This is a genomic window from Pseudomonas sp. KBS0710, from assembly GCF_005938045.2.
In the GTDB taxonomy this organism is placed as follows: Bacteria; Pseudomonadota; Gammaproteobacteria; order Pseudomonadales; family Pseudomonadaceae; genus Aquipseudomonas.
Map to the genome: position 1 here is coordinate 1,829,269 of NZ_VCCF02000001.1, position 14,212 is coordinate 1,843,480.

The following is a 14,212-nucleotide window of genomic DNA, read 5'->3' on the forward strand; positions in this document are numbered from 1 at the left end:
TGCCATGACTGCTTTGCGTGTGTTGATGCTGTTGCCCTTGGCGCTGATGGGCTGCAAGACCCATTTGGTGCCGACGTATTACTCGCCGGAATACCGCGCCGATGGTTTGCCGAGCCAGTGCCAGCAGCCGGCGGCCAAGGATGAGATCGGGTTGGATGAAGACTTCAAGCCAACCTTGCCGTTGGGGTGTGCGAACAACTTGAATTTGATGCAGATGGTCGAGCGTAAGCAGGACCTGACCCAGGGTCGCGCGACTGGGCCAGCGATGGCCGCGCCGGTCGGCCGGGCGGCGCAGGTGTATATCGAAGGCTTTGACCGCGAGCAGTTGCAGCGGCGCAAGGATCAGCAGGAAGCCAAGGCCGGCGCTGCGGGAGGCCAGCAATGAGGCCCCAATGTGGGAGCTGGCTTGTCGGATCGCCGCACCGCTGCGATAGCGATGCACCGGCGTACATATCCGTTGTTGTGGTAACGGCCACTTATGGTTCCGCTCTGACAGCGGCTCACTTTTGGAAAGACCCAAAAGTAAGCAAAAGGTCTTCGCCCCACCACTCGGCACCTCGCTTAGGCTCGGTGTGCCCTCACTCCGGCTTTGGAGCGTGGGCCGCCGCGATGGGCCATCCTTGGCCCCGCGCGGCTAACCCGGCGTCCTGCCGGGTTACCCTCGCTCCAAAGCCTGCGTTCGGCCAGCGTGGTTTAACGGGGCGACTCAGATCAACATCAAAAGCAGATCACAAGCCAGATCACAAGCCAGATCAAAAGCGGGTGGGTCGTGTTTCAGCGCGGGTCAACCAACCCCAGCTCCTTGGCTTGCGCCACCGGATCACTGATGGCCTTGATGCGCTTGGCCTCGGTCACCAAGCGTGCCCGCTCAGCCGCCGGAATATCATCCAGCGGCAGCCCGGTAACCTTTTGTTCATACCCTGCCAACACCATCACCAGCAGCTCATTGCGCTGATGCCGTGGCAAGGCGCGGGGCGATTGGGTGACGGGGGCGATGGTGTCCAGCGCCTGTTGCGATTGCCCACCCAGTGCATAAGCCAGGGCCAGGTTGCAGCGGCTGTCGAGGTTGTCGGGTTGCAGGCTGAGGCTTTGGGCGAAGGCGGTTTGTGCGGCGACGGCCTGGCCGTTCAAGACCTGTGCGATGCCCAGGCGCGTGTAGGCGACCGGCAGGTGGTTGATCTCGGCGGCCTGGCCCAGCGCCGTGACGGCGCGTTGGCTCTTGCCCAGTTGCAACTGCGCAGTGCCCAGGCCGAGCAGCGCGTCGGCGTTGCGGGCGTCCAGGCCCAGGGCTTGCTGGAAGGCGCGCTCGGCGCCCAGCGCGTCCTTGGCGTCGAGCCTGGCCTGGCCGAGCTTGAGCCACAGGTCGATGCCGGCCCCGGGTTGCTGGATGGCGCGCTCGTACAGCGCAGCCGCGCTGGCGTAGTCGCCGCGCTTGCTCAAATCGTTAGCCAGTTGCAGGGACTTGTCGGAATCGGTCGCAGGTTTGCTGGAGCAGGCAGCCAACAGCAGGGTACTGGCAAGCAGGAAATTCTTGGTCATCGTCACAACTCGTCGGGCGAAGGCGCAGGCCATGTAAGCATATTTTTCATGGCCATCCTATGCCTGTTCGGCGCCAGTTTTGCTCATGCGGCCGAAGCGCCCGAATGGTTTTCCAAACCCTATGCGTACGTGCTGGTCGACCAGGATGTGCGCGGTGCACTGGAAGAGTTCGGCCACAACCTCGACATCCCCGTGGTGCTCTCGGACAAGGTGCGCGGCAAGGCCCGCAGCACGATTCGTGCGGCCACCGCCGGTGAGTTCCTGCAAACCCTGTGCAGCACCAACGGCCTGACCTGGTACTTCGACGGCAACCTTCTGTACCTCAACGCCAACGATGAGATCGGCACAAAACTGTTCAAGGCCAGCGCACTGAACCTCGACCAGTTGCAGGCTTACCTCAACACCCTCGATGTGTTCGGCCAGCAGCTGTCGATGCGCAACGGCCCCGAGGGCGATGAAGTGTTCGTGTCCGGGCCACCGCCGTACCTGGCGCTGGTGCAACAGCATGTCGATCACCTGCAACCCAAGGCCGTGGCCGCCCCGGTGGCGCGCGAGCGCGGTGTGCGGGTGTTTCGCGGCGCGCAAGTCAGTACCGAAACCCCAACCCAGTAAAGGAGCAGCACCATGTCCGTAACGGCCGTAGACAGCAACCTCGCCCCCGGTGGCGCCAGCCCTGAAGCCAAGTTCAATGCCGCAGTGGATAACGCCAAGGCCGCCGACAAACCGGCGGACACCTCGGACGCCGACGACGCCAAATTCAACGATGCGTTGATCACCCAGGCCGTCACTATCGGCGGCCAGTTCATCATCATGCCGAAGATGCAGGAACTGCTGAACGACGCCATGTCCGATGACGACGACGAGTAGGAAGCCCCTATGACTATCAGTCTCGCCGCCGGCGCCACGGCCTTGCCGCCGTCCGCCGGAGCGGGGCCCGCCGGGGCCTCGCAGAACCTGTTCGAGCACATGGCCAACACCGCCAAGGGCATGCCCGAAGGCGCCAGCCCGCACCAGATCGGTTCGGGCCTGATGGAGCGCATGAACAGCTTTATCGACCGTTCGCGGGCGTTTTCGGAGCGCGCGGATTTGCTCACCAACAACCCCTCGGCGCCGCCGCCCGCGCAGGCCGAGATCCGCACGGCGAGCGCTTCGCCCCAGGCTGAGTCAGGCAAAAAGGTTGGCGAGCAGCAGGTCGACCAGATCGTCCATTCCCTGGGCAAGATGTTCGACTACTCCATCGAAACCCAGATGGTGGTGCGCGGTGCGACGCAGATCTCCGGTTCCGCCAACACGCTGCTCAAGGGTCAATAACGCCATGCCAAGCCCAAACCGCGCCCTGCGCCTGTTGCTGATCGGCCTGCTGGCCAGTCTGTTGCAGGCGTGCAACACCGACCTCTATACCAACCTCAGCGAGCGCGATGCCAACGCCATGGTCGCGGTGCTGCTGCGCGGCGGTATCCCGGCGGAACGCAAGGCCCAGGACAACGGCCAGCTCAAAGTGGTGGTCGACGAGGAGCGCTTCGCCGAAGCCATGACCCTGCTCGATAACGCCGGCCTGCCGCAACAGAGCTTTTCCAATATGGGCCAAGTGTTCAAGGGCAATGGCCTGGTGTCGTCGCCGGTGCAGGAGCGCGCGCAGATGATCTATGCGCTGAGCGAGGAGCTGTCGCACTCGGTGTCGCAGATCGACGGCATCGTCGCCGCGCGCGTGCACGTGGTGCTGCCCGACAACGACCTGCTCAAACGCGTGATTTCACCCTCGTCGGCCTCGGTGCTGGTGCGTTACGACCCAGGCACCGACATCAATACGCTGATCCCGCAGATCAAGACGCTGGTGGCCAACGGCATTTCCGGGCTGAGCTACGAAGGCGTGTCGGTCACGGCGATCAAGGCGGCTGTCGCCATCAGCCAGAACCCGGCGCAACCACGGCTGGCGCGCTTTATGGGCTTGTGGATGCTCGAAGACAACGTGCCCCAGGCGCGTTTCATGTTCGGCACTTTATTGCTGATCGCGCTCGGCGCCCTCGGTGTACTGGCGCGCCAGCAGTGGGCGCGGCGCCAGTCCCAGGCGCTGTATGTGCTCAAGGAGGGTGAATGAGTTTGTTCGAACGCTGGCAGGGGCTGATCGCCGAGCCCTTGCAGTTTGTGCGCGGGCCTAGCCTGGGCGCGTGTTTTGCTGCCGAACTGCCGGATGAGGTGTTGCAGGCCATGCAGGCCCAACCGCGTTTTCGCCCGCGCCTGGAGCAGTTGCTGGTCAAGCATTATCAGTTGGCGCCGATCGAGCAATTGGTCACGCCGTTGGCGGCTGACCTGCCGGTGTTGCTGCTGTCGCCCGCGCAATTTGCGCGCCTGTCGAGGTTGTGCGGGGCGATCTGGCATGGCGCAACCTTGAGCCGTGAGATCCGCCGCGAGGTGGTCAATGACCTGCGTGAAGGCCTCGGCGCCGAGGTGTTTGTGGCGGCCTTGGCATTGCGTCAACTCGGCGGCGCGGCGGATCTGCTGCGTGAACCGGCCGAGTTGATCGAAGCCATCGACCGTGACGGCCATGGCTGTGTCGCCGCCTGGCTGCAGGCTCAGCACGCCGACTGGCAAGGCTGGCTGTGTTTGCGTTTTGACTTCCCCCAGGGCTACAGCGCGCGCGTGCCGCGTGACCTGGAAATCGTCCAGGCCGCTGCTGCGTGCCTGCTGGCCGAGGACATCGCCCCATGAGTGAACTACCGAGCCGTCCTGCTGCGCGCATCTTGCGCGCCGACGAAGCCGCGTTGTGGACCGAGGGTTTTGCCTTCCTGCAAGCGGCCAAAAACCAGGCCGAACAGATCAGGGCCGACAGCGACCAATGGCTGCAAGCCGCCCGCGCCGAAGGCTTTGAAAGCGCCCGGCAAGCTGGCGCCGAGCAGGTTGCGCAATTACTGGTGCAGACCCAATCCCAGGTGCAGCACTACCTGAGCAGCCTGGAGACTTCGCTGGCCGACTTGGCGTTGGGCATCGTGCGTGAAGTGCTGGGCGAATTGGACAACGCTGAGCGTGTCGTGCGCTGCACTCGCCAAGCCTTGAGCGCGTTTCGCCAGGACCAGGCGCTGACCCTGTGGGTGCCACCCGCCGAGGTCGATGCATTGCGCCAGCGCCTCAAGCTCGAAGGGGTGGCACTTGCAGTGGCCGCCGATGAACAGCTGAGTGCTGGCCAGGCGCGCCTCAGCAGCCCGGCCGGCTCGGTGGAGCTGGGCCTGGAAGCGCAATTGCAAACCCTGCGCCGCAGCCTGCTGCCTTTTGCCGAAGAAGGTGTGGCATGAACCTGGAGCAGTTGCTGCCACGCCTGACTGAGCGCCTGGCCCAGGCACGCCCGCGACCGATGCACGGCACTGTGCTGAGCATTCGCGGCGTGCTGCTGCGCGCCAGCGTGGCCGGGGCGAGCATTGGCGAGCTGTGCCAATTGCGTGACCCCGGCAGCAGCCGCAGCTTGAGTGCCGAGGTGATTGGTTTTGATGGTGACGAGGCGATTCTGTCGCCCATCGGCTCGATGGAAGGGTTGTCGACCCGCACGCAGATTACCGCCACCGGTGAAACCCTCGGCGTGGCGGTCGGTGATGCGCAGTTGGGGCGGGTGATCAGCCCCATGGGCGATTTCCTCGACGGTGACGGCTTGCCACCGACCCTGGCCTTACAGAGTTATCCGTTACACGCCGAGCCCCCGGCACCGTTTTCGCGGCAGTTAATCGTGCGCTCCATGGCCTTGGGCATTCGCTCCATCGACGGCCTGCTGACCTTGGCCCAGGGCCAACGCATGGGCATTTTTGGCGAGCCGGGTGTGGGCAAGTCGTCGTTGCTCGCGAGCATTATCCGCAACAGCGAAGCCGATGTGATTGTGATCGGCCTGATCGGCGAGCGGGGCAGGGAAGTGCGCGAGTTGCTCGACGTGCAACTCGATGCCCAGGCGCGCGCACGCACGGTGGCGGTGGTCGCCACCTCCGATCGCCCGGCAGCCGAGCGTGTACGGGCCGCGTTTGTCGCCACCACCCTGGCCGAATACCACCGCGACCAGGGCCGCAATGTATTGCTGCTGATGGACAGCCTCACGCGTTTTGCCCGCGCCCAGCGCGAAATCGGCCTGGCCGTCGGCGAGCCGCCGACCCGACGCGGTTACCCGCCGTCATTCTTCTCGGCGTTGCCGCGCCTGCTTGAACGCGCCGGCCCCGGCCCTACCGGCAGCATTACCGCGCTGTACACCGTGCTGACTGAAGGCGACGCCGCCAGCGACCCGGTGGCCGAGGAAGCGCGTTCGATCCTCGACGGGCATATCGCCCTGAGCGCGGAATTGGCCCAGCGCAATTACTTCCCGGCGGTGGACGTGCTGCGCAGCCGCAGCCGCTTGATGGAGCAGGTCGCCGGTGAGGAACACAAACGCCTGGCCATGCGCATTCGCGAACTGATGGCGCGCTACGGCGAAATCGAAATGCTGATCCGCGTGGGCGAATACTCCGCCGGCAGCGACCCGCTGGCGGACGAAGCCATTGCACGCCACGCCGCCATCGAAGCATTCCTGCGCCAGAACGCCGGTGAGCCGAGCAACCTGGAACAGACCCTGATCCGCATGCGCCAGGTGTTGGCATGAACCGCGCAATCGAAATGCATGCAAAACCCTGTGGGAGCTGGCTTGCCTGCGATGGCGGTGGGTCAGCCAGCCCTTTTGTGACTGATACACCGCCATCGCAGGCAAGCCAGCTCCCACAGTCGATCTTCGCTGATCTGGAAACGGTGGTTGCTGGCATTAGAAAGGAGAACGCCCAATGAAAACCGACCAATTGCGCACCCTGCAAACCTTGCGGGTGCTGCGCGAACAACGTGCCGCCAGCCAACTGGCCGCCCAGCAACAACGCTGCGAGCACACCCATGGCGTGTTGACCGATGCCAAGGAGCAATTGCGCCTGCACCGTGAAGCGATTGCCGAGGAAGCCCGTCAGGTGTACGCCTCGCTCACCGAGGGCCTTTCGGTGGCCAGCTGGCAGGCAGCCCAGGACCGCTTGCGCGGGCTGTCGGATGACCAGCAGCAGCTGGAAAACGACGTGACCCACGTGTCCACCACCCTGCAAAGCCAGGAGCGTGAGCGCGACCTGTTCCGCCAGGAACGCCTGAGCCGCCAGCGCCAATCCGATGCCTGGCAGAGCCTGCTGGAGGGGCGCGAAAGTGATGAGCGCCGGGTCGGTGAACTGCGCGACGAAGGCACCGGCACATGATTGCAGCCCTTGCCGATCCGCTGTCGCCCTGGTTGACGCACTACGACCCGGCCTTGCTGGCGCTGCATAACCAACTGCATCGGCGGCGCCGCGCCTGGCAGGGCCGCTGCGCCGGGCAAGACCTGCGCGTGAGCTGGGCGGCTGAACCGCAGCCGCTTGATGCGGCACGCGAAGTGCTGCTGTTGCTCGGTCGCGCGCCGGTGCGCCTGCGCCTGTCGGCTGCCGCATTGGAGCAGGTGTTGGTGCCGCTGGCGTTGCAGTTTGACGTGCAGCTGCTGCCGGCACTGCCGCGTGCATTGCTGTTGGAACTGGCGGTACTGGACCTGATCGAGCGCCTCGAACCGCTGCTGGCTCAACCATTGCAATTGCTCGAAGCGCCGCAAGACCGACAGCCTTATGCGCTGCACCTGGCGCTGGAATTGACCTTCGCCAACCAGCCGGCCATGCACGCGCAACTGGACCTGAGCGAAGGCGCCGCCGTGCTGTTGGCGCAGTTGTTGGATCAACATGCCCCGCTTGAGCCGGACCTATTGCCCGACCTGCGCCAGACCCTGGCCGTGGTGGCCGGGCAGCAGCACTTGAGCCTCGGTGAACTGCGCAGTTTGCGCCCCGGCGATGTGCTGATGCTCGAACCCGGCCCGGGTTTGCTGCTGGAGCTGGCGGGCTGTTTGCAGGCCCGCTGCCAATACCAGGGTGAAGTCTTGCGCTTGCAGGAAGCCTTGCAAGCGCCTCTTTTGCACATGGAGAACACGATGACTGACGTTGATGCGGCTGCGGCCCTGGATGATCTACCGCTCAAACTGGTGTGCCAGGTCGGCAGCCTGGAGCTGACCCTGGCGCAATTGCGTGAACTGGGCGCCGGCAGCTTGTTGCAGCTCAATACACCTGGCGTGGACAGCGTCGACCTGATGGTCAACGGGCGCCGCGTCGGCCAGGGCCAATTGGTGAAAATCGGTGACGGCCTGGGTGTGCGCCTGCTGAGTTTCGCCACCCCATGACCGGTTATCAACCCAACCTGATCGAGATCATCCTGGTCGTTGCGACGATCGGGCTGATCCCGTTGGCGGTGGTGACGCTCACCGGTTTCATGAAGATCTCGGTGGTGCTGTTTCTGATCCGCAACGCCCTCGGGGTGCAACAGACCCCGCCGAACCTGGTGCTGTACGGCATCGCGCTGATCCTGTCGGTGTACGTGACCACGCCGTTGATTGGCGACATGTACCGGCAAGTGGAGGGCCGCGACCTCAACATCGAACATGTGGAGCAACTCAAGGACCTGGGCGATGCACTGCGTCCGCCGTTGCAGGCGCACTTGAAGCGCTTTGCGAACGAGTCCGAGCGCGGCTTTTTTGTGCAGGCCACCGAGACCATCTGGTCGCCGGAGGCGCGCGCCGACCTGCGCGATGATGACCTGGTGGTGTTGATTCCGGCGTTCGTCAGTTCGGAGCTGACGCGGGCTTTCGAGATTGGCTTTTTGCTTTATATCCCGTTCCTGGTCGTGGACTTGCTGGTGTCCAACGTGCTGATGGCAATGGGCATGTCGATGGTTTCGCCGAACCTGATTTCGATTCCGCTGAAGATCTTTTTATTCGTGTCCCTGAGCGGCTGGTCGCGCTTGATGCACGGTTTGATTCTGAGTTACGGCTGAGGCGCGACCCATGGGCCAGGATGTTTTCCTGTCATTGATGAAACAGGCACTCATGACGGTGCTGATGCTCTCGGCGCCGGCGCTGGGCGTGGCGATTATCGTGGGTTTGAGCGTGGGCCTGTTCCAGGCACTGACGCAGATCCAGGACCAGACCCTGCCGCAGGTGGTGAAGCTGGTGGCGGTACTGCTGACCATCGTGTTTCTCGGCCCGGTATTGGCCGGGCAGGTCGCGGAACTGGGTGGCCAGGTGCTGGACAACTTCCCGATGTGGACGCGCTGACCGCCCATGGATGCCAGCCTGACCGCGCAGTTCCTGGAAGTCGCCTACCCGGTAATCAGTGCTGCCTCGCTCGCCGCCTGCCGGGCCATGGGCGTGGTGGTGATCACCCCGGCGTTCAACCGCCTGGGCCTCACCGGCATGATTCGCGGCTGTGTGGCCGTGGCGATTTCCATCCCGATGTTCTTTCCGGTGTTCGATGCGCTGACCCACATGCCCGAACACGGCAGCGTGTTTATTGCCGGCTTGCTGATCAAGGAGTTCCTGATCGGGATTCTTATCGGCCTGCTGTTCGGCATTCCGTTCTGGGCGGCGGAAGTGGCGGGGGAGTTGGTCGACCTGCAACGCGGCTCGACCATGGCGCAACTGGTGGACCCGCTCTCCACCGGGGAATCGAGCGTGATGTCGACCTTGCTCACGGTGATGTTGATCACGCTGTTCTTTATGTCCGGCGGTTTTATCCTGATGGTCGACGGCTATTACCACAGCTATCAGTTATGGCCGGTAACCTCGTTTACTCCAGTATTTGCCAGCTCGGCGTTGCTGGCGGTGCTGTCGATCCTCGATCAGATCATGCGGGTGGGCGTGCTGATGGTCTCGCCGTTGCTGATCGCGTTGCTGGTCACCGACTTGATGCTCGCGTACCTGTCGCGGATGGCGCCGAACCTGCATATTTTCGATTTGTCGCTGCCGGTGAAAAACCTGTTTTTCTCGATCCTGATGGTGATCTACATCGGCTTTTTGATCCCGCTGATGCTCGACCAACTGGCCGAGTTTCGTGGCACCGTCGAGCTGCTTAAAACCCTGGCAGGCATGGAGTAGCCCATGGCCGATACCAGCGAAGAAAAATCCCAGCCGGCCACGGACAAAAAGCTCAGCGACGCGCGCAAGAAAGGCCAGGTCGCCAAGAGCCAGGACCTGGTGTCGGGCATGGTCATTCTGTTCTGCACCCTGTGCATCTCGATCCTGGCGCCACGGGCCATGGCCCAGGTGACGGCGCTGATCGACCTGACCGCGCTGATCTATATCGAGCCGTTTGCCAGCGTGTGGCCGCGAGTGCTGGACCATGCCGAGCAGTTGATCATCGGTATTACCTTGCCCGTGATGGCGGTGACCACCGGGGTGGTGATCCTGACCAATATCATCACCATGCGCGGCTTTGTGTTTTCGGTGGACCCGATCAAGCCGGAGTTCAAACGCATCAACCCGGCGGAGGGCATGAAGAAGATTTTCGCCCTGCGCAACCTGGTGGAATTCATCAAAGGCCTGGTCAAGGTGCACGTGTTGGCGATTGCGTTCTATGTGGTTGGCAAGCACGCGCTGCAGGCGCTGATGGAGTCTTCGCGTTGCGGCGCCGAATGCATGGAATCAACATTTTTTCTGGTGCTCAAGCCGCTGGTATTTACCGTGTTGTGCGCCTTTATCACCGTGGGCGCGGTGGACGTACTGATGCAGCGCTGGCTGTTCGGCCGCGACATGAAAATGACCCGCAGCGAAACCAAGCGCGAACGCAAGGACATCGACGGCGACCCGCTGATCAAGAGCGAACGCCGGCGCCAGCGCAATGAAATGCAGGCGTTGGCGACCAAACTGGGGTTGGGCCGGGCGTCGATGATGATCGGCACGACCGATGGCTGGGTGATCGGCGTGCGCTATGTGCGCGGCGAAACGCCGGTGCCGGTTATTGTGTGCCGCGCCGCGCCGGAGGAGGCATTGTTGATGTTGCAGGAGGCTTACGACTTGGGCATCCCGCACGCGCCGGACCGGGCCTTGGCGGCGGAGATTGCGCGCAGAACCGTACCCGGCGACCCGGTGCCGGATGCTTCATTCCAGGCCGTGGCGGATTGGCTGGTCGCGGCCCGCCTGATTTGACTCAACACACACCAAACTGTGGGAGCAGGCAAGCCAGTTCCCACATGTCAATGGGATCAGCCGTTATCTACATCGTGATACGGGCCGCCATAGCCATCCCCGACCCGCCAGATTATGTCGTGGTTGTCATTGGTCCACTCGGACGGTTTGAGCGAGTACTTGAAGTCCTCTGACCTGCGGTTATTACCATCGCCGATATAGTCCGCATGGTCACGCTGGTGATCGCCGCCGTGAATGGTCGCACGGGCATCCCATTCACTCTTGCGGAAGTCGAAAATACTCTGGTCCTGCGGCGCATCGCGCTGGCCCCAGTCGGACAGGTACGTCTGCAACCATACATAGGCTTCATCGCCATTGGGCTTGAGCAGGCCGTCCTGTTTGAAGTCCTGGATCTGGTCCCAGTTCTGCATCGAGATCTTGTGCAGCTTGTGGGTCTGGATGGTGCTCAGAATCGCGCCGACAAATGACAAGGCTCCCGAAATCAGAAAGCCCACCGGCCCCAGGAATGGAATGATGCGCCCGGTCACGCCCAGCGTCGTCAGCACACCGCCGCCAGCAGCCACCAGGCTGCTGACGCCGCCGGCCATGGACAGTGAACCGGAGGCAATTTTGATCGGGTCTTTTTCGCGCACACCATCACGCAAGGTGAACGCCGCCTGCACCACGCTGATCACGCCACCTGCCACGTCGGTGGCCATGCCGATCACCTTGATGGCACTGCTGGCGAACTTGGCGCCAAACCCGGCACCGGCCACGCCGCCACGGCTGGCGATACCTTTTTCAATGCCTTCCTGCACGTGCTTGGCGCCTTCATCGCTCCAGCCGCCGCTGTTGAGCACCTTGCCCACGTCCTTGCCGTCGTCCATGGCCTGGTCAACGATGTCGAAGTACTTCTTCTGGATCGCCTCGGCATCTTTGGGCAAGGCGTGGTAACCCTCACCGGGCTTGGCCCACAGGTCGGGCAGGGAACGGTCAAAACCCATCAACTTGTAGGCGTTGGTGCCGCGCAGTTTGTCGTAAACCTTGAGGCCCAACGTGGCGAAGTGCGAGCCGGTGCCAAGGAAACCGAGGAAATCGTTGGCGATGCCCAGGCGCTTCAGCGGCGTGTCGGCCAGCTTGCCGCCCTGGCCGGCGAGTTGGTAGACAATACGGCCCATGCCAATGGCGCCACCGACCGAGCCCAATACGCCGTTGTCCTTGAGGAAGGTCAGGTTCTTCACAAACGAGCTGCGATTTTCTTCGCTGAGGCTGGGCATGATCTCTTTGCTGACCGCGTGCTCGATATCGCTGAAGCTGATCACGCCGTTTTTTTGCCAGGTGTCGCCCAGCGAAACCATCGCCTTGCCGAAGTCGGCGGCGGCACCTTTGTCCTTGAGCAATTGGTCGACGAACTTGGAATACACCCCCAGCGCCTGCCGTGGCAGGCCGTCGGCGCTGCCCTTGAGCATCGACAGGATAGCCATGGTGTTGTCGGTGGTGGCGAGTGCGGTGTTGTCGTCGCTGATCTTGCTCGGGTCATCCATCAGCTTTTCAACGGAATCTGTATAGCCGTCAATCTGCAGGTTTTGCAGGAAGTTATCGGCTTTGGCCGGGTCCATATCCGCCAGGGCGGTGTAGGCGGTCTGGATTTCCTGGGTAGCCAACTCGGTCTTGCCGTCGTCTTGCAGGGCCTTTATGTATTTTGTGAAATTTTCTGACGATGTGCTGTCAACCAGCTTCTGGCGGACTTCATCGACCTTGGCCTGGCCACCGTCGACCTTGCCCAGCGCGGCGTCGTGGTTGGCCTTGATATCGGCCTGGATAGTCGAGTCGCCGAGCAGCTCGCTGATGCTCTTGTCGATGGCTTTGGTGTCCAGGATGTTGTCGCGCACATCCCGGGAAGTCACGTCTATCGGCGGGGTGGCGGTGCCCTGGTTGGTGAAACCGTGCTCGGGAATAATCGACATGCCGTTGTCGGCCATGCTCTTGGCTTCCACCGCACGCAGGAACTTGGCGCGCGGGTCGTCCTTGCCGATGCTGCCGTCCTTGACCCCGGCGCGGTAGCTGTCCACCAGGGTTTTCATCGACAGGTCCTGCACCGACAGCGGGTTGCCGCTTTCATCTTTTTCGGTGGTGGTGAGGCTGTCGACGGAAACGTCCTTGAGTGGCGGCAGGCCGTTGTCGGCGCGCAGCTTGTCGACATCGGTGGTCTGCTGCGCGATGTCGGTGCGGTAGCCGGAGATTTGCTCGAACATCTGCGGGTTGGTGTCTTCACTCACCACGATTTTTTCTTCGGCGCCGCCCGGTTTGTGCTGGGTGAAGGCGATCAGGCCGGGGCCGTAATCGCCGACGCCACCGACGCTCATGATGTCTTCGGTGGAGGCCAGGTAGGCGTCCGGGCCGGCGAGGCTGTAGCCGTCGCCCTTGGCTTTTTCGATCCCGGCCAGGCTCTGGCCCTTGCTGGCGTAGGCGGCGAAGGCTTCGGGAGTGATGTCCTTGGACACCACCAGCAGTTTGCCGTCGGCCTGGTTGACCACCAAAATACCGTCCATGGGCGCGTCGACTTTGCTGATGTCGGTGAGCTTGAGGCTGGCTTCGTCCTTGCGCAGCAGTTCCTGGCCGGGCAGGGACTGGGCGTTCTTGATGTAGTCGAACGCTTGCGAGCCCTCGCTGGCGTGCACGGCATGCAGGAAGTTGTAGAAGCTGGTGCCGGCATTCGGGTTGGGGTTGCTCAGATCGGCGCCGGGCTGCGGCAGGGCGGCCTCGGACTGGCTGATCATGTATTTCTTGCCTTGGTGTTCGAACAGAATGACCCCGGATTTCGGGTCTTCAGACACGACCTTGAGCTGGCTGAAATCCAGGTCGCCGGGCAGGCGGGTGACTTCTTCATAACCTTTGGATTTGCCGTCGTTGAGGGCTTGCTTGGTCACACCGGCGCTGCTGTAGCTGGCGAAGGCTTGCGGTGTGAGTGCCTCGGCAATCACCAGGGTCTGGCCGTTTTCGAGGCGGACATTGACTACGCCGTCGTGGGTTTCGCCGACTGATTTGATATTGGCCAGGCGCACGCCAGGGTCGTCTTCGCGCAGCAGTTGCTGGTCGGGGTTGCTCAGGGCCTCGCGGATGGCTTTACCGGCGGGGGTGCCTTGGGTTTCGGCGAGGGTATGCAGCAGGTCGTACAGTGGCGTGCCTGCGTCCGGGCTGCCCTGGTTGACGGGCGCTACGGCGTGGCCGAAGTGCAGGCCTTTGAGGGTGTCGAAGCCTTCCTGAACCTTTTCCGCGTTTTCGCGGGTGATCTTGAGTTTGCTGCCGTTTTGTTCGAAGTAGATGACGCCGGTGTCGTTGTCTTCCGAGATTATCTTGAGGGTGTCGATGTCGAGTTTGGCGGGCAGGGCGGTGACGTCCTTGTAGTCTTCGGGTTTGATTTCGCTGGGGGGCTTCAAGCTTTCGCCGGGGTGAGCGGCGAGCACTTTAGGCTTGAAGGTTTTATCGCCTGACCCGGCGGCCGCCATGGTTCTGGCTTGGTTGAGCAACGCGTCGAAGACATGCTCCGGTGCCTGGGGTTGCGCTACGCGGGGGGCGGTGGGTTTCTCGGGTCGGTTGATCATTGTTCAGTCCATGTGAATAGGGTGCACTTGGACTGGATAGTAGGCGGTGGGGCAGCGTGAA

16 protein-coding genes are annotated in these 14,212 nt (G+C 62.8%); 14 read left to right on the plus strand and 2 right to left on the minus strand.

The features are described from left to right. Positions 1-4: 4 nt before the first annotated feature. Positions 5-385 carry a hypothetical protein gene (locus FFI16_RS08550; RefSeq protein WP_138814910.1) on the plus strand — a complete coding sequence of 127 codons (381 nt, stop codon included), beginning with the start codon at positions 5-7 and terminating at the stop codon, positions 383-385. A gap of 389 nt (positions 386-774) precedes the next feature. On the opposite strand, the gene FFI16_RS08560 is transcribed toward FFI16_RS08550, so the two are convergent. Beyond that, the gene (locus FFI16_RS08560) at positions 775-1,539 is read right to left on the minus strand and encodes a tetratricopeptide repeat protein (RefSeq protein ID WP_138814911.1); all 765 of its coding nucleotides are present in this window, start codon (positions 1,537-1,539) and stop codon (positions 775-777) included. Positions 1,540-1,587: 48 nt separating this feature from the next. On the opposite strand from FFI16_RS08560, the gene FFI16_RS08565 reads away from it, so the two are divergent. From FFI16_RS08565 to FFI16_RS08625, 13 genes are all read left to right on the plus strand, one after another. Then, complete coding sequence (locus FFI16_RS08565; RefSeq protein WP_138814912.1) at positions 1,588-2,151, plus strand: type III secretion protein; 564 nt, start codon at positions 1,588-1,590, stop codon at positions 2,149-2,151. 12 nt (positions 2,152-2,163) lie between these two features. Beyond that, positions 2,164-2,406: a hypothetical protein gene (locus FFI16_RS08570; protein ID WP_017137572.1), complete on the plus strand. Its 243-nt coding sequence runs from the start codon at positions 2,164-2,166 to the stop codon at positions 2,404-2,406. Between the two features lie 9 nt (positions 2,407-2,415). After that, entirely contained in the window at positions 2,416-2,850 is a 435-nt protein-coding gene (locus FFI16_RS08575) for a hypothetical protein (protein WP_017137573.1), read from the plus strand. Between the two features lie 4 nt (positions 2,851-2,854). Further along, positions 2,855-3,637, plus strand: a complete 783-nt coding sequence (gene sctJ, locus FFI16_RS08580; RefSeq protein ID WP_138814913.1) for a type III secretion system inner membrane ring lipoprotein SctJ — start codon at positions 2,855-2,857, stop codon at positions 3,635-3,637. Next, positions 3,634-4,248 (plus strand): type III secretion protein, encoded by a 615-nt coding sequence (locus tag FFI16_RS08585; protein WP_138814914.1) that lies wholly within the window; start codon positions 3,634-3,636, stop codon positions 4,246-4,248. Before sctJ ends, FFI16_RS08585 begins: the two co-directional genes overlap by 4 nt. Beyond that, the gene (gene sctL / locus FFI16_RS08590; protein ID WP_138814915.1) at positions 4,245-4,829 is read left to right on the plus strand and encodes a type III secretion system stator protein SctL; all 585 of its coding nucleotides are present in this window, start codon (positions 4,245-4,247) and stop codon (positions 4,827-4,829) included. The genes FFI16_RS08585 and sctL overlap by 4 nt, the downstream gene beginning before the upstream one ends. Beyond that, positions 4,826-6,148, plus strand: coding sequence for a FliI/YscN family ATPase (locus FFI16_RS08595; protein WP_138814916.1), 1,323 nt, complete (start codon positions 4,826-4,828; stop codon positions 6,146-6,148). Before sctL ends, FFI16_RS08595 begins: the two co-directional genes overlap by 4 nt. A 175-nt stretch (positions 6,149-6,323) precedes the next feature. Then, positions 6,324-6,770: a hypothetical protein gene (locus FFI16_RS08600; protein ID WP_138814917.1), complete on the plus strand. Its 447-nt coding sequence runs from the start codon at positions 6,324-6,326 to the stop codon at positions 6,768-6,770. Next, the gene (gene sctQ / locus FFI16_RS08605; protein ID WP_138814918.1) at positions 6,767-7,768 is read left to right on the plus strand and encodes a type III secretion system cytoplasmic ring protein SctQ; all 1,002 of its coding nucleotides are present in this window, start codon (positions 6,767-6,769) and stop codon (positions 7,766-7,768) included. Before FFI16_RS08600 ends, sctQ begins: the two co-directional genes overlap by 4 nt. Beyond that, positions 7,765-8,418, plus strand: a complete 654-nt coding sequence (gene sctR, locus FFI16_RS08610; protein WP_017137580.1) for a type III secretion system export apparatus subunit SctR — start codon at positions 7,765-7,767, stop codon at positions 8,416-8,418. Before sctQ ends, sctR begins: the two co-directional genes overlap by 4 nt. Before the next feature lie 10 nt (positions 8,419-8,428). Then, positions 8,429-8,698 (plus strand): EscS/YscS/HrcS family type III secretion system export apparatus protein, encoded by a 270-nt coding sequence (locus tag FFI16_RS08615; RefSeq protein WP_016969171.1) that lies wholly within the window; start codon positions 8,429-8,431, stop codon positions 8,696-8,698. A 6-nt stretch (positions 8,699-8,704) separates the two neighbouring features. After that, positions 8,705-9,517 (plus strand): type III secretion system export apparatus subunit SctT, encoded by an 813-nt coding sequence (gene sctT / locus FFI16_RS08620; protein ID WP_138814919.1) that lies wholly within the window; start codon positions 8,705-8,707, stop codon positions 9,515-9,517. Between the two features lie 3 nt (positions 9,518-9,520). Continuing rightward, a complete protein-coding gene (locus FFI16_RS08625) occupies positions 9,521-10,567 on the plus strand; it encodes an EscU/YscU/HrcU family type III secretion system export apparatus switch protein (protein WP_138814920.1) in 1,047 nt (348 codons plus the stop codon). Positions 10,568-10,623: 56 nt separating this feature from the next. Here FFI16_RS08625 and FFI16_RS08630 read toward each other — a convergent pair whose 3' ends face one another. Next, entirely contained in the window at positions 10,624-14,151 is a 3,528-nt protein-coding gene (locus FFI16_RS08630; protein WP_138814921.1) for a hypothetical protein, read from the minus strand. Between the last annotated feature and the right edge of the window lie 61 nt (positions 14,152-14,212).

Coding starts and splice junctions, on each gene's coding strand:
- FFI16_RS08550 (WP_138814910.1), top strand. CDS start 5: ATGACTGCTTTGCGTGTGTTGATGCTGTTGCCCTTGGCGCTGATGGGC.
- FFI16_RS08560 (WP_138814911.1), bottom strand. CDS start 1,539: ATGACCAAGAATTTCCTGCTTGCCAGTACCCTGCTGTTGGCTGCCTGC.
- FFI16_RS08565 (WP_138814912.1), top strand. CDS start 1,588: ATGGCCATCCTATGCCTGTTCGGCGCCAGTTTTGCTCATGCGGCCGAA.
- FFI16_RS08570 (WP_017137572.1), top strand. CDS start 2,164: ATGTCCGTAACGGCCGTAGACAGCAACCTCGCCCCCGGTGGCGCCAGC.
- FFI16_RS08575 (WP_017137573.1), top strand. CDS start 2,416: ATGACTATCAGTCTCGCCGCCGGCGCCACGGCCTTGCCGCCGTCCGCC.
- sctJ (WP_138814913.1), top strand. CDS start 2,855: ATGCCAAGCCCAAACCGCGCCCTGCGCCTGTTGCTGATCGGCCTGCTG.
- FFI16_RS08585 (WP_138814914.1), top strand. CDS start 3,634: ATGAGTTTGTTCGAACGCTGGCAGGGGCTGATCGCCGAGCCCTTGCAG.
- sctL (WP_138814915.1), top strand. CDS start 4,245: ATGAGTGAACTACCGAGCCGTCCTGCTGCGCGCATCTTGCGCGCCGAC.
- FFI16_RS08595 (WP_138814916.1), top strand. CDS start 4,826: ATGAACCTGGAGCAGTTGCTGCCACGCCTGACTGAGCGCCTGGCCCAG.
- FFI16_RS08600 (WP_138814917.1), top strand. CDS start 6,324: ATGAAAACCGACCAATTGCGCACCCTGCAAACCTTGCGGGTGCTGCGC.
- sctQ (WP_138814918.1), top strand. CDS start 6,767: ATGATTGCAGCCCTTGCCGATCCGCTGTCGCCCTGGTTGACGCACTAC.
- sctR (WP_017137580.1), top strand. CDS start 7,765: ATGACCGGTTATCAACCCAACCTGATCGAGATCATCCTGGTCGTTGCG.
- FFI16_RS08615 (WP_016969171.1), top strand. CDS start 8,429: ATGGGCCAGGATGTTTTCCTGTCATTGATGAAACAGGCACTCATGACG.
- sctT (WP_138814919.1), top strand. CDS start 8,705: ATGGATGCCAGCCTGACCGCGCAGTTCCTGGAAGTCGCCTACCCGGTA.
- FFI16_RS08625 (WP_138814920.1), top strand. CDS start 9,521: ATGGCCGATACCAGCGAAGAAAAATCCCAGCCGGCCACGGACAAAAAG.
- FFI16_RS08630 (WP_138814921.1), bottom strand. CDS start 14,151: ATGATCAACCGACCCGAGAAACCCACCGCCCCCCGCGTAGCGCAACCC.